We start from the raw sequence: 13,385 nt of genomic DNA, 5'->3' as shown, positions 1-13,385 counted from the left end.
AGCCCCGTGCGGCGCGCGCGCCATGCATCAGGCGACCCACTCGGTAACGACCGGCGTTTCGAGGGCCGCGCCCGATTCGCGCTCTTCGAGCGTGCGCATCGTGCAGGTTTTGTCGAGCGACGCGCGTCCGCTCAAGAGCGGGCAGCGGTCGAACACCTCGGCGATCCAGTCGACGAACACGCGCACTTTCGGCGACAGATGCCGGCTGTGCGGATAGACCGCCGAGATCGGCATGGGCAGCGGCTTGAAGTCGGGCAGCACTTCGACGAGTTCGCCCGATTTCAGATACGGCAGCACCTGGTAGCGGGCGGGCTGGATCAGACCGAAGCCTTCGACGCCGCAGGTGACGTAGGCATCGGCGTCGTTCACCGAAACGATGCTGCTGAGCTTGATTTCCACTTCCTTGCCGCCGACGAGGAAGGCCCAGTCGATCACGCGCCCGGTGCGGTTCGAAAAGTAGTTCACGGCGCGGTGGTTTCTGAGGTCTTCGAGCGTCTGCGGCGTGCCGTGCCGCTCGAGATAGGCGGGCGACGCGCAGGAGACGCCTTCGAAAAGGCCGATGCGGCGCGCCACGAGCGACGAATCCTGCAGCGCGCCGACGCGCACGACGCAATCGACGCCTTCCTGCAAGAGATCCACAGGCCGGTCGGTAAGTCCGAGCTGCAAATCGATATCCGGGTAGCGCGTGTGAAATTCGCACAGCGACGGGATCACGATTGCCCGGCCGATCGACCCCGGCATGTCGATGCGCAGCTTGCCGTGCGGCTTGCGATTGCGGTCCTGGAACGTCATCTCGGTTTCTTCGACGTCCGCGAGGATGCGCACGCAGCGCTCGTAATACGCGGCGCCGTCGGGCGTGAGTGACAGGCGGCGCGTCGTGCGATGCATGAGGCGCACGCCGAGAAATGCTTCGAGATTCTGAATGATCGTCGTGACCGAAGCGCGCGGCATGTCGAGCGTTTCGGCTGCACGCGTAAAGCTGTTGGTGTCGACGACTCGCGTGAACACTTGCATGGCTTGCAGGCGGTCCATTGCCATTCTCCGTAAGAATTCGGCTGAGCCGCGCGTAAAAGGAGCGACAGATTGTTCGGGTGCGCCGAATTGTGTTGCCGGATTATAGGCATTTATTTGCATGTTTGCCGAATTCACAATGCGCACCATTCGAATCTAATCTCGCGCACTGCGCCGTTTCGACATGGATGCATTCAAGCCTTCGACTTCGCCGGCCTGCGCCGGGGACACGCTTCAGAAAGACCCGGCGTCCGGCGCGCCTCGCCCGGCTGCGCCCGCGGGTTCAGGCGTGATTTCGGCGGGTGTGGCGGGTGCGGCGGGTGTGGAAACAGCGGCGGCGGCAACGGACGGCCTGCTGGTGACGGACGTCGAAATCGATGGCTACGCGCAGAAAATCGGCTTGCGTCTTTACCGGCCAGCCGGTGCGAGCGGGCTGCCGATTCTGCTTTATTTTCACGGCGGCGGTTTCGTGCGCGGCACGATCGACGACGGCAGCGAAGCGTCGCGCTATTTCGCCTCGCACCTGCCCGCGCTCGTCGTTTCAGTCGACTATTCGCTCGCGCCCCGGTTTCCGTTTCCGGCCGCGCCCGAAGACGCGCATCGCGCCGCGCAGTGGATCATCACGCGCGCCCGCGCGTTCGGCGGCAACCCGAAGCGCTTGATGGCAGCCGGTCACGACGCGGGCGGACAGATTGCGAATGGGCTCGCATTCATCGGACGTGATCGCGGCGACGTGCAGCTCGTCGCACAGGCGCTCTTTGCGCCGATGCTCGATCCGAGCCTCACACGCCTCGGCGACGAACACCGCCTCGGTTCGGACATCACCGCAGGCGAATGCGCCGCGTGCTATCGGGCCTATCTGCCCGAGGCGGCGCAGCGCATGCATCCGTACGCGGCGCCGCTCGAATCGTCGCGGCTGGCGGGTTTGCCGCCGACGCTGATCGTCACCGCACAAAACGACGTACTGCATATCGAGGCCGAAAAGTACGCGAGCCGCCTGATCGAGGCAGGTGTGCGCACGAATGTCGTGCGCTATCCGAGCATCTCGCACGCGCAGCTTGTCGCGTACGAAGCCGCGCTCAGCGAAGCCGTGCGCTTCTTCAAGTGCTGCTTCGAGGCGTGTGCAAAACGATAAAGAACATTCAATCAACTCTCGTGGAGCCGGACATGTCACTCAAATCGTTTTCCCGTACGCGTATCGCAATGGCGGCGCTGGCCGTCGTTGTGGTTGCAGGGTTCGGCGCGCTCGTTGCCATGCGCCTCGAAACCCAACCGGCCGCCGCCGCCGAAGCGCCAGGCGCGCCCGAAGTGGACGTCGCCGCCGTGATCCAGCGCACCGTCACGGACTGGCAGAGCTACTCGGGCCGCCTGGAGGCCGTCGAGAAAGTCGATATCCGGCCGCAGGTTTCGGGCACGATCGTTTCCGTGAATTTCCGCGACGGCGCGCTCGTCAAGAAGGGCGATACGCTGTTCGTGATCGACCCGCGTCCGTATCAGGCGGCCGTCGATCAGGCCGCTGCGCAGCTCGCCGCCGCACAGGCGCGCACGGGCTACGCACAGAGCGACTGGGAACGCGCGCAGCGTTTGATCGCCGACAACGCCATCGCGAAGCGCGACTATGACGAAAAGCAGAACGCCGCCCGCGAAGCGAGCGCGAACCTGAAGGCCGCGCAGGCCGCGCTCGAAGCGGCGCAGATCAACCTGGGCTACACGCGCATCGTCGCGCCCGTGTCGGGGCGCGTGTCGCGTGCGGAGATTACCGTGGGCAACGTGGTGTCGGCGGGCGCGGGCGCGACGCCCCTGACCACGCTGGTTTCGGTTTCGCCGATTTACGCCGGGTTCGACGCCGACGAGCAGACCTACCTCGACTACATCAGCCGCATGAAGGACGGTTCGGCTATGCCGGTGGAGCTTGGGCTCGCGAATGAATCGGGCTATTCGCGCAAGGGCGCGATCGAATCGGTGGACAACCGGCTCAACACGTCGTCGGGCACGATCCGCGTGCGCGCGCGCTTCGACAACGCAGACGGCACGCTCGTGCCGGGCCTCTACGCGCGCATCAAGGTGAGCGGCAGCGCCCCGCATCCGGCGCTGCTCGTGGACGACACCGCTATCGGCACCGACCAGGACAAGAAGTTCGTCTACGTGCTCGACAAGAGCGACCACGTGACGTATCGCTCCGTGCAGATCGGCGGACAGCAGGGCAATTTGCGCGTGATCGTGGGCGGTCTGCAGCAGGGCGAGCGCATCGTGGTGAACGGCGCGCAGCGTGTGCGTCCCGGCGTGGCCGTGCGCGCGCACACGGTGCCGATGAATGGCGATCCCGAAGGCGACGCCGCCTCGTCGCTTGCCAGGACGCACGACGCCGATCCGCTTGCCGCCGCTTCGCAGGGCGCTTCACAGGCCGCTTCACAGGCCGCTTCGCCGGGTGCTTTGCAGGCCGCTTCCGCCGCGAAGCCCGCACAGCCTGTTGCGACCGCTGAGAAAGAAACGCCCGCGCAGACGCCAGCGCAAACACCGGCCCGGACGAAGGACAGCAAGACCTCCTGAGGCATGCGTCCTGGCGTCGTATGTGCTTTCCTCTGCGCCGATTAGTGGAACTAAGCGATAACTTAACGAGCAACCCATGAACATATCGAAATTCTTCATCGACCGGCCGATCTTCGCGGGCGTGCTGTCCGTGGTGATCCTGCTGGCCGGTGTGATCGCACTGTTCCAGTTGCCGATCTCCGAATACCCCGAGGTCGTGCCGCCGTCGGTGGTCGTGCATGCGCAATATCCGGGCGCGAACCCGAAGGTAATTGCCGAAACCGTGGCTGCGCCGCTCGAAGAGCAGATCAACGGCGTCGAGAACATGTTGTACATGCAATCGCAGGCGAACAGCGACGGCAATCTCACGCTCACGGTCACGTTCCGTCTGGGAACCGATCCCGACAAGGCCACGCAGCTCGTGCAGAACCGCGTCAACCAGGCGCTGCCGCGTTTGCCGGAGGACGTGCAGCGTCTCGGCGTCACGACGATCAAAAGCTCGCCGACGCTCACGATGGTCGTGCACCTGATCTCGCCGAACAACGCGTACGACATGACGTATCTGCGCAACTACGCGTTGCTCAACGTGAAGGACCGCCTCGCGCGCATCCAGGGCGTGGGCGAAGTGCAGTTGTGGGGTTCGGGCGACTATGCCATGCGTATCTGGCTCGATCCGCAGAAGGTCGCGCAGCGCAATCTCACGGCCAGCGATGTCGTCAACGCCATCCGCGAGCAGAACGTGCAGGTGGCCGCGGGTGTGATCGGCGCATCGCCGAGCGTGCCGGGCACGCCGCTGCAACTGAACGTGAATGCACGCGGGCGCCTGCGCACCGAGGGCGAATTCGGCAACATCATCGTCAAGACGAATCCCGATGGCGGCGTGACGTACCTGCGCGATATCGCGCGCATCGAACTCGCCGCATCGGAATACGGCCTGCGGTCCCTGCTCGACAACAAGCCCGCCGTCGCGCTTGCGATCAACCAGGCGCCGGGCGCGAACTCGCTCGCGATTTCCGACCAGGTGCGCGCGGCGATGAAGGAACTCAAGCAGGACTTTCCTGCCGGCGTGGACTACCGCATCGTCTATGACCCGACGCAGTTCGTGCGTGCGAGCATCGAAGCGGTCGTGCATACGCTGCTCGAAGCGATCGTGCTGGTCGTGATCGTGGTGATCGTGTTCCTGCAGACGTGGCGCGCGTCGATCATTCCGTTGATTGCCGTGCCTGTATCGATTGTCGGAACGTTCTCGCTGTTGCTCGCTTTCGGCTTCTCGATCAACGCGCTATCGCTTTTCGGCATGGTGCTCGCCATCGGGATCGTCGTGGACGATGCGATCGTTGTGGTGGAGAACGTCGAGCGCAACATCGCGAGCGGCCTCTCCGCGCGCGACGCGACCTACAAGGCCATGCAGGAAGTGAGCGGGCCGATCATCGCCATCGCGCTCACGCTCGTTGCCGTGTTCGTGCCGCTCGCGTTCATGAGCGGTCTCACCGGGCAGTTCTACAAGCAGTTCGCCATGACCATCGCCATCTCGACGGTGATCTCGGCCTTCAATTCCCTGACGCTTTCGCCCGCGCTTGCCGCGCTGCTGCTGCGCGGTCACGGCGCGAAGGAAGACTGGCTCACGCGTGCGATGAATCGCGTGCTCGGCGGTTTCTTCCGCTGGTTCAACAAGGTGTTTCATCGCGGCTCGGAGGCGTATGGGCGCGGCGTGCACGGTGTGCTGCACCACAAGGGCGCCATGCTGATGATCTACGCCGTGTTGATTGGCGCAACGGTTCTGATGGCGCGCATCGTGCCTGGCGGTTTCGTTCCCGCGCAGGACAAGGAGTATCTGATCGCATTCGCGCAACTGCCGAACGGCGCGTCGCTCGACCGCACCGAAAACGTGATCCGCGACATGAGTGCGATTGCGTTGAAGCAGCCTGGCGTCGAAAGCGCGGTGGCGTTCCCGGGTCTTTCGGTCAACGGCTTCACGAACAGTTCGAGCGCGGGCGTCTTGTTCGTCGCGCTCAAGCCGTTCAAGGAGCGCGGCGGCAAGGCGCTTTCTGCCGGGGCGATTGCGGGTGCGCTGAACCAGCAGTACGCGCAGATCAAGGACTCGTTCGTTGCCGTCTTTCCGCCGCCGCCGGTTCTCGGTCTCGGCACGCTCGGCGGCTTCAAGATGCAGCTGGAAGACCACGGCGCATTGGGTTACGCGGCGCTCGATCGCGCGACGCAGGACTTCATGAAGCGCGCGGCGGCGACGCCCGAACTCGGGCCGACGTTTTCGAGCTATCAGATCAACGTGCCGCAACTGAACGTCGATCTGGACCGCACGAAGGCGAAGCAGCTTGGCGTACCCGTGACGGACGTATTCAACACGATGCAGATTTATCTGGGCTCGCTCTACGTGAACGACTTCAATCGCTTTGGCCGCGTGTACCAGGTGCGCGTGCAGGCGGATGCGCCGTTTCGCCAGCAGGCCGACGACATCCTGCAGCTGAAGACGCGCAACGCCGCGGGCGAAATGGTGCCGCTATCGTCGCTCGTGACGGTGACGCCCACTTACGGTCCTGAGATGGTGGTGCGCTACAACGGCTACACCGCCGCCGACATCAACGGTGGCCCGGCTCCCGGTTATTCGTCGGGCGAAGCGCAGGCAGCGGCGGAACGCATCGCGGCCGAGGTCTTGCCGCGCGGCGTGAAGTTCGAATGGACCGATCTCACGTACCAGCAGATTCTCGCGGGCAATGCGGGCATCTGGGTGTTTCCGCTCAGCGTGTTGCTCGTGTTTCTCGTGCTGGCCGCGCTCTACGAGAGCCTGACGCTGCCGCTCGCGGTGATCCTGATCGTGCCGATGAGCGTGCTGTGCGCGCTAACCGGCGTGTGGCTCACGCGGGGCGACAACAACATCTTCACGCAGATCGGCCTGATGGTGCTGGTGGGACTGGCTTCGAAGAATGCCATCCTGATTGTCGAATTCGCGCGTGAACTCGAACACGACGGCCACACGCCGTTCTCGGCGGCCATCGAGGCGAGCCGGTTGCGTCTGCGGCCGATTCTGATGACGTCGATTGCATTCATCATGGGCGTCGTGCCGCTCGTGCTATCGACAGGCGCCGGTTCCGAGATGCGTCATGCGATGGGTATTGCGGTGTTCTTCGGCATGCTCGGTGTGACGGCGTTCGGTCTCTTGCTGACGCCGGTGTTCTATGTCGTGTTGCGCACGATTGCGGGCGGCAAGATCCACGTTGCGCAGAAGGACAGTGCGCGTACGGCGCTGCCGACGATCGATGCCTGAGGAGAAGAAAAACATGACTCACTATTCCGTTGAAGACCGCTTGCCGGGAAATAGCGTTGCGTGGGGGCGCATCACGCGGATCGCAGCGTCCGTCGCGCTCTTTGCGTGGCTCGCGGCATGCTCGGTCGAGCCGACGTATCGCGTGCCCGATGCAGCCGTTCCGGCTGCATTCAAGGAAGCCCAGCGGACGCCCGCGGGTCCGCACGATGTCGGCGCCTGGACGCCTGCGCAACCGGCCGACGACGCGCATCGCGGCCAGTGGTGGACGGTTTTCGGTGATCCGACGCTGGACGCGCTCGAACAACAGGCGCAGGCCGCGAACCAGGATCTGAAGGCGGCTGCAGCGCGCGTGCAGCAGGCGCGTGCGGTGACGCGGGCGGCGCGCGCGTCGTGGTTCCCTTCATTCGATGCGGGATTCGGGCCGACTTACGAGCATCTTTCACCCGCTTCGCAGTCTCTGCCGCAGAACACCAGCGTGCCGACGCAAACGCTCTGGCGCGCGCAAGGAACGGCGTCGTACGAGGCGGATCTGTTTGGCCGCGTGAGTTCGAACGTCAACGCTGCGCGTGCCGATGCGCAGCAGAGCGAGGCGCTGTTTCGCTCGGTGCAACTGACGTTGCAGGCCGACGTCGCGCAGAATTATTTCCAGTTGCGCCAGTTCGACTCGAATGTCGATCTGTATCGCCGCACCGTGGCGCTGCGTGAAGATGCGCTCAAGCTCGTCGAACGCCGGTTCAAGGAAGGCGATATCAGCGAACTCGATGTCGCGCAGGCGCGCAACGAACTCGCGAGCGCACGTGCCGATGCAGTCGGTGTCGCGCGTCAGCGCGCAGCGTCGGAACACGGTCTCGCGATCCTGCTCGGCAAGGCGCCGGCGGACTTCTCGTTCCCCGAGACGCCGCTTGCGCCTGTTGCCGCGCAGGTGCCGCCAGGTCTGCCTTCGACGCTGCTCGAACGCCGCCCCGATATCGCGGCTGCGGAGCGTGCGATGGCTGCCGCGAACGCGCGCGTGGGCCTCGCGAAGTCGGCGTTCTTCCCGAAACTCGATATCACAGGCGCGTTCGGCTTCGAGTCGGCGTCGCTCGGCGATCTCTTCATGTGGTCGAGTCGCGCGTTCCTGCTCGGGCCGTTCGCGGGCACGGCGCTCACGGTGCCGCTTTTCGACGGCGGCCGTCGTCGTGCGAATCTCGCGCAGTCGCGCGCGAAATACGACGAGGATGTGGCGCAGTATCGCCAGCAAGTGCTCGTGGCGTTCCGCGAAGTCGAGGACAACCTCTCCGATCTGCGCTTGCTCAGAGACCAGATTCGCGAGCAGGACAATGCCGTCGATGCGTCGCAGCGCTCGGCGCACCTCTCGCGCACGCAGTACGAAGAAGGCGAGGTGAGCTATCTGAACGTGATCGACAGCGAACGTTCGGTGCTGGTCGCGCAATTGCAGGCGAGCCGGCTACAGGGTTCGCAGGCTGTCGCGACAGTCAATCTGATTCGTGCGCTGGGCGGCGGCTGGGATGGGATGAAGGCTGACGATCCGCAGCGCGATGGCGGCGCTTCGGCGCCTGCACCGCTCGCGTTACGCTGAGTTCGTCACGCGCAGCCGGGAGGAATACGGGAAAAGAAAAGGGAAGAGAAAAAGAAAAAAGCGCTTTGCCGTCCGGTGCGTAGAACGCACCGGACGGCTTCGCGTCTTGGTCTTGTTTTGGTCCTGTGTCCGGGTGGGCCCGGATCTTGTTTCCTCGCTCAAGCAGCCTCGGCGATGCCGCCCGATGTAACCGGGTGGTCGCTTTCGGTCTGCGTGGCGCCCCGTCGCGCCGCAGCCGCCTTTTTCGTCTTGCCCGCGCGCGAAGGCGGCTGGCATGCGCCGCACACGACGTTATGCTGAAGGTCGTGACGGTGCGCGACGAATTTGCCGCCGCAACGGCAGCAAGGCGTCAACTGCAGAATATCGGCATCGAAAAACCGCACCAGGGTCCACGCACGCGTGAGATCGAGCACGGGCTCGGTCCCGCTGTGGCGGCAGTGTTCCAGATACAGACGGAACCCCTTGGTGAGCGCGTCGAGATGCGAGCAACGCGCTTCGTTCTTGAGGAAAAGGTACGTGTTGTAGAACAGCGAAGCGTGGATGTTCGCCAGCCACGTCATGTACCAGTCGGCCGAAAACGGCAGCATTCCTTTCGGCGGCGACACGCCGCGGATCTCGCGATAGAGGCGGATCATACGGTCGCGCGAGAGGCTCAACTCGCTTTCGAGCACTTGCATTCGCGCGCCCAGTTCGATCAGCGCGATTGCGCGAAATACCTCCTGAGCGTCTTCGGTGAGGCTGCGCCGCGTCATGGACGTGCTCCTCAGGCGAATTGCCCAGCCGGCTGTCCTGCAAGCAGGATGGCCGCGTGAGTGGTTGCCACGTCCGCATGCTTTGCCGTCTGCGTAAGCGCGGACAACATCGAGTGATCGTCGAAGCGGAAAAGGCAAAGGAGCTGGTCGGAAGCAGCCAGCCTGACGATCTGCGCGAGCGACAGCCCGGCGAGCAGTTCGGCCAGTTCCGACGACAGACCCAGCCGGAACATACCGACTGGCCTGTCCTCGCGCAGCATGCGCTGCGCAAGCATCAGGTACGACAAATTAATCTCGCGGATAGAATCCAGCGTCTCGCTGCTGCGGTCCATTTCTCAGTTTCCGAAGCCCCGAATCATTAACGCCACGGCTTGTGCCGTCGTTGTGCTTTCTGGTCTATGTGTGCCGACCGTCGCTCTTTTTTTGTTTCCCGGCGGGGCCTGGCTAATTGATACAAGATGTTACAACTCGTAACACCTTAGCCGGAATTGTATGAGGTGGTATCTCGGAAATCAATCCCTGTCACAAAAAAATCATTGTTCGCGAACAATGATTTCGGTAAGTTTTTCTGATATTTACGTTTGCTTGTATGACAACGTTGCGACGATACGCGCTAAACGTTCGTGTGGCGGAGATGCCTGTCAGATATGGTTTACAGGGGATATTTCGCTGCGGATGCAACTCTCAGCGTGAGAAGTGTTGGCGAGATAAGACAACCAGGCGTTTTCGAGTATTAACAGCGCAAGTAAAAAATGCGTAATGCAACATTAATACATCGGAAGATTTAAATGTAACAAATGTTCGTGCTTTTGATACAACTTCAGAGCGCGCCGCATTCGCCGACTGGTGTCATGCGAGATTACACAGTGTGTGTGACGTTCACTGTTACGAACCACGTTTCACGCTGTGACGCATCGTCGCAGGCGACGCGAGTAAGATGCACCCGATGCACCACAGATGAAAGAAGTGCGGCGCGTGTGGCCCGGCCTGCCGGGTATCGCGGCCTGCGGAATACACGCGCAAACGTTGACCGGAAGAGGAGGTGCGAGCTTTATCCGCCAACGTGCGATCACCTAAAATGAAATGTCAAAGTTCGGCGGCGTGGCGAGGAGAGTGCCATGAGGGAAACCGTAGCTGCTTATCTTCTGGGTCCAGCCGTGATGCTGGCGGTGTGCGCGGCGATGTGGGCAGTGTCGCGTCGCAGCCGGGGCATTCTTGAAGCGCGCCTCGCGCGCTGGCTCGATGCCCATCGCGGCCACGGCCTGCATCACAAGCATTGAGCGTGCCAGCACTGGCCCATTCAGCGGGAACCCGTATCGCGTGCCGCGCGCGTAGATGGCGCGAGCCACGTGCGGCGTGCAGTGCTTCAAAGGTCGGGAAGCGGTCAAACGGCGCGGAGCCGTGCGCCATATACCAGGTAATCCGAATCAATTCTGATGGCAATGGCTTCAAAGCCTGCTGTGCTCCCGTCGCTATGCGACGGTGGCTGGCGCGTGTCGTCGCGGGAACTGTGCGCGGGCTGCGTGGCCATTCCGTCATTGCATACCGGAGCACACCGTGACGCGAACCGCTGAATCCCTGGTCATCTTCATCGCCCGCATTGCGCTTGCTGTCCTGTTCCTGTGGGGCGGCGCGATGAAGCTGCTCGGTTACGCGGGCTTCATGGGCTATCTGCACACGAAGGGGGTTCCTTACGCGCCGATCGCCGCGCCGGTTGCAGTCGCGGTCGAACTGCTCGGCGGCATCGCGCTCGTGATCGGCGTGCGCACGCGTGCAGTGGGTTTTCTGCTGGCCGTGTACACCATCGTCACGGCGGTTTTCGGCCACGATTTCTGGAACATCACCGACGCCGTGCAGCAGCAGGACGCGGTCGTTCACTTCTGGAAGAACATTGCGATTGCAGGCGGTTTCCTGCTGCTGATGGTGACCGGCGCGGGGCGAGCCTCCATCGACGCAATGCGTGAGACGCACGGCGGGCGGCGCGGTTAAAGCCAGGCGCGGTTAAGGCCAGCGCATTTAAACCCAGCGCGTTTAAAGCCGGAATTCGCCGGGTGGAAAGGGAGCATGCCTTGATACAGAACTTCGATTTCAATGTAGGCGGCAAGACGGAGCAGTTCTGTGCGAGCCTTGCCGAGGACGGCACGCATCGTGTGCTGATCGAACGCGCAATCGCCACCGGGACGATTCAGGAAGCGTCGCTTTAACAGACACAAAGTCAGACGCCGTACAGCGCGTGCAACGCATGCAATGGCGTTGCGGAGCGCTCAATCCCGCAGGCGCGAGACCGTGGTAAACCCGCCTCACGAAATCGGATTGCTCTCATAGCCGAATGACCCGGTTATCCACAGAATGCGATCGATTAATCACCTTATCGAACAGGCGGTCTAAATGCGTATCGCGGTCCTTCATCGTAACGAGACGCAACGCGGACAAATCGCGTGTGCGCTCGCTCAGTGCGGGCACACATGTGTGCCGTTCAGCGACTGGCCTGTTCTTTCCAAAGCGCTTGCTGCATCGACGCTCGACATGCTGGTGCTCGACTGGCAAGGCACGCGGCTCTCGGCCCCTGCGGTGCGCAAGGCGGTGCTCAAGACGGCGCGTGTCCCGGGCGGTAGCCAGATACCCGTCCTGTTCGCGTCGGAGGACACTTCGGAGGACAGCATCGTGCGCGCGTTCGCCATGGGCGCCGACGACTACGTGAGCCTGCCGGTGTGTCCGCTGGTGTTCTCCGCGCGCGTCAACGCACTGCTGCGGCGTGTGTTTCCGGAACGCTACGACGACATCACACTCCTGGTCGGCCCATACCGGTTCGACACGCGTTGCCAGATGGTCTTCGTTCGCGGCAAGCCGGTTGCGCTTTCGAGCACGCAGTATCAGCTCGCGTTGCTCTTCTTCGCGAACGTCGGGCGGGTGCTGTCGCGTCGCCATATCTACACGATGGTGTGGGGACGCGACTTGTGTACGCCCACGCGCACGATCGACAGCCACGTATCGCGGCTGCGCGTGCTGCTGGATATCGACGAACCGAACGGCTTCCAGTTGGAGCCCGTCTATCGGACCGGCTATCGGCTGATGGGCCTCGCGCACGATGCGGGCGTGGACGAATCCGGCGCAGCCTGACGCACGCGTCCATTTCAGCAGCGCAAAAAAACCGGCGGTGCGCTTAACGCGCACCGCCGGTTTTTCTTCCGTTCGCGCGGGTTTGCGCTGGCGTCAGCGTGCGAGCCCGAGCCCCTGGAGCACGGCGTTGCCCGCCGACGTGAGCCGGATTTTCGCCGCGCCCGAAGCGCTGCACGGCACCTGCTCGACGAGGCCGGCTTCCTGGAGCATCGGAATCTCGGGTTTGGCGGATGCGTCGATGGGCGCGTGCAGCAGCAGCAACAGGGTTGCGAGTTCGTGATGGCTCAGCAGCCGTCGCAGGATCGTGCGCTTCGCCGGCTTCACGGCCGCCTGCTGCGGATTGAATCGTTCCTGGGTCATCGGATCAGAACTCTTCACGCGTTCCTCCTGCTGGGTGTTATTTGGTCCGGCCGATGATGCTGGCCAAGACTTAAACGATTCTTAAAACCGGCAGCCAAAATGTGTCGCGATGCTACACGGCGTTACGTCCGTAAAAGTATGTAAATCGTATTCCGCCCAGGGTATCTGCCGATGCCGGATCAGGGCGCGCAGATCTTGCTCGCGCCCTCGATCCAGAGATTCGACGCGTGGCGTTTACCCGCGTAGAAGCGGTAGGTGGTGACGCCCTGGTCGGCGCGCACCTTGATGACGTTCGAGTCACCGAATTCGAGCATTTCGCCCTGCGGTAGCGCACGCGTGCGAAAACTCGCGCCGTGCTGTCCCGCCTGGGCCGTCAGGCACTCGATCACGTCGTGGACCGACCGGTGGGTTGTCGTGTCGATCACCGGCTGGCCCGAATCCGGGTTGCTCTGGAACCAGGCGCACGCGCCGAGCGTGAGCGTGAAGACAAGCGGCAGGGCGGAATACTTCATGTTTCTCCTGTGGGGCGGCGCGCGGCGTGGCCCGCTCGGGGGCGCGGCGGGCTATACGGCGGCCATACATTATGTCGGCATCGTGACGTGTCCGGGGGCCGCGCGGGCGGCACGGGCATGACTGTTGCGGGGTTGCGACTGTCGGAGTGGACGCCAACATAACGCCGTACGCGTTCCGACATAGCGAGATAGACTATAAAACAGGTGCCGTTCCGTGATCTGGCGAGACGTCAGGGAGA

13 protein-coding genes are annotated in these 13,385 nt (G+C 63.1%); 8 read left to right on the top strand and 5 right to left on the bottom strand.

Annotation, left to right across the window (positions count from 1 at the left end; genetic code table 11):
- Positions 1-27: 27 nt before the first annotated feature.
- Positions 28-1,032 (bottom strand): LysR family transcriptional regulator, encoded by a 1,005-nt coding sequence (locus EPN59_RS16675; RefSeq protein ID WP_293034855.1) that lies wholly within the window; start codon positions 1,030-1,032, stop codon positions 28-30.
- Positions 1,033-1,195: 163 nt separating this feature from the next.
- Here EPN59_RS16675 and EPN59_RS16670 point away from each other — a divergent pair, with 163 nt between their 5' ends.
- The 4 genes from EPN59_RS16670 to EPN59_RS16655 all read left to right on the top strand — a co-directional run bounded on the left by EPN59_RS16670 (position 1,196) and on the right by EPN59_RS16655 (position 8,402).
- On the top strand, positions 1,196-2,146 hold the full coding sequence (locus EPN59_RS16670) for an alpha/beta hydrolase (protein ID WP_293034853.1): 951 nt from the start codon (positions 1,196-1,198) through the stop codon (positions 2,144-2,146).
- A gap of 32 nt (positions 2,147-2,178) precedes the next feature.
- On the top strand, positions 2,179-3,561 hold the full coding sequence (locus EPN59_RS16665) for an efflux RND transporter periplasmic adaptor subunit (RefSeq protein ID WP_293034851.1): 1,383 nt from the start codon (positions 2,179-2,181) through the stop codon (positions 3,559-3,561).
- 76 nt (positions 3,562-3,637) lie between these two features.
- Positions 3,638-6,823 carry an efflux RND transporter permease subunit gene (locus EPN59_RS16660; protein WP_293034849.1) on the top strand — a complete coding sequence of 1,062 codons (3,186 nt, stop codon included), beginning with the start codon at positions 3,638-3,640 and terminating at the stop codon, positions 6,821-6,823.
- A 13-nt stretch (positions 6,824-6,836) separates the two neighbouring features.
- Entirely contained in the window at positions 6,837-8,402 is a 1,566-nt protein-coding gene (locus tag EPN59_RS16655) for an efflux transporter outer membrane subunit (protein WP_293034848.1), read from the top strand.
- Between the two features lie 158 nt (positions 8,403-8,560).
- On the opposite strand, the gene flhC is transcribed toward EPN59_RS16655, so the two are convergent.
- Entirely contained in the window at positions 8,561-9,154 is a 594-nt protein-coding gene (gene flhC, locus EPN59_RS16650) for a flagellar transcriptional regulator FlhC (RefSeq protein ID WP_293034846.1), read from the bottom strand.
- Positions 9,155-9,165: 11 nt separating this feature from the next.
- Positions 9,166-9,486 (bottom strand): flagellar transcriptional regulator FlhD, encoded by a 321-nt coding sequence (gene flhD, locus EPN59_RS16645; protein WP_293034844.1) that lies wholly within the window; start codon positions 9,484-9,486, stop codon positions 9,166-9,168.
- A 786-nt stretch (positions 9,487-10,272) separates the two neighbouring features.
- Here flhD and EPN59_RS16640 point away from each other — a divergent pair.
- The 4 genes from EPN59_RS16640 (at position 10,273) to EPN59_RS16625 (ending at position 12,274) form a co-directional block, all read left to right on the top strand.
- Positions 10,273-10,434, top strand: a complete 162-nt coding sequence (locus EPN59_RS16640; RefSeq protein ID WP_293034842.1) for a hypothetical protein — start codon at positions 10,273-10,275, stop codon at positions 10,432-10,434.
- Between the two features lie 277 nt (positions 10,435-10,711).
- Positions 10,712-11,143, top strand: coding sequence for a DoxX family protein (locus EPN59_RS16635; RefSeq protein ID WP_293034840.1), 432 nt, complete (start codon positions 10,712-10,714; stop codon positions 11,141-11,143).
- 80 nt (positions 11,144-11,223) lie between these two features.
- Entirely contained in the window at positions 11,224-11,358 is a 135-nt protein-coding gene (locus EPN59_RS16630) for a hypothetical protein (protein WP_293034838.1), read from the top strand.
- Positions 11,359-11,542: 184 nt separating this feature from the next.
- Entirely contained in the window at positions 11,543-12,274 is a 732-nt protein-coding gene (locus EPN59_RS16625) for a response regulator transcription factor (protein ID WP_293034836.1), read from the top strand.
- Between the two features lie 93 nt (positions 12,275-12,367).
- Here the strand turns inward: EPN59_RS16625 and EPN59_RS16620 are convergent, their stop codons facing one another.
- On the bottom strand, positions 12,368-12,634 hold the full coding sequence (locus EPN59_RS16620) for a hypothetical protein (RefSeq protein ID WP_293034861.1): 267 nt from the start codon (positions 12,632-12,634) through the stop codon (positions 12,368-12,370).
- 179 nt (positions 12,635-12,813) lie between these two features.
- On the bottom strand, positions 12,814-13,146 hold the full coding sequence (locus EPN59_RS16615; protein ID WP_293034834.1) for a hypothetical protein: 333 nt from the start codon (positions 13,144-13,146) through the stop codon (positions 12,814-12,816).
- Positions 13,147-13,385: the final 239 nt, after the last annotated feature.

Origin of the sequence: Paraburkholderia sp. (genome assembly GCF_004298475.1) — a bacterium.
Lineage (GTDB): Bacteria > Pseudomonadota > Gammaproteobacteria > Burkholderiales > Burkholderiaceae > Paraburkholderia > Paraburkholderia denitrificans.
Note: the sequence above shows the minus strand (reverse complement) of the source record. Positions and strands in the feature narration are given on the sequence as shown.

Excerpts from the sequence above, each read along its gene's own strand:
- EPN59_RS16660 (WP_293034849.1), top strand. The coding sequence starts at position 3,638 with ATGAACATATCGAAATTCTTCATCGACCGGCCGATCTTCGCGGGCGTG.
- EPN59_RS16675 (WP_293034855.1), bottom strand. The coding sequence starts at position 1,032 with ATGGACCGCCTGCAAGCCATGCAAGTGTTCACGCGAGTCGTCGACACC.
- EPN59_RS16620 (WP_293034861.1), bottom strand. The coding sequence starts at position 12,634 with ATGACCCAGGAACGATTCAATCCGCAGCAGGCGGCCGTGAAGCCGGCG.
- flhD (WP_293034844.1), bottom strand. The coding sequence starts at position 9,486 with ATGGACCGCAGCAGCGAGACGCTGGATTCTATCCGCGAGATTAATTTG.
- EPN59_RS16640 (WP_293034842.1), top strand. The coding sequence starts at position 10,273 with ATGAGGGAAACCGTAGCTGCTTATCTTCTGGGTCCAGCCGTGATGCTG.
- EPN59_RS16615 (WP_293034834.1), bottom strand. The coding sequence starts at position 13,146 with ATGAAGTATTCCGCCCTGCCGCTTGTCTTCACGCTCACGCTCGGCGCG.
- EPN59_RS16655 (WP_293034848.1), top strand. The coding sequence starts at position 6,837 with ATGACTCACTATTCCGTTGAAGACCGCTTGCCGGGAAATAGCGTTGCG.
- flhC (WP_293034846.1), bottom strand. The coding sequence starts at position 9,154 with ATGACGCGGCGCAGCCTCACCGAAGACGCTCAGGAGGTATTTCGCGCA.
- EPN59_RS16670 (WP_293034853.1), top strand. The coding sequence starts at position 1,196 with ATGGATGCATTCAAGCCTTCGACTTCGCCGGCCTGCGCCGGGGACACG.
- EPN59_RS16625 (WP_293034836.1), top strand. The coding sequence starts at position 11,543 with ATGCGTATCGCGGTCCTTCATCGTAACGAGACGCAACGCGGACAAATC.
- EPN59_RS16665 (WP_293034851.1), top strand. The coding sequence starts at position 2,179 with ATGTCACTCAAATCGTTTTCCCGTACGCGTATCGCAATGGCGGCGCTG.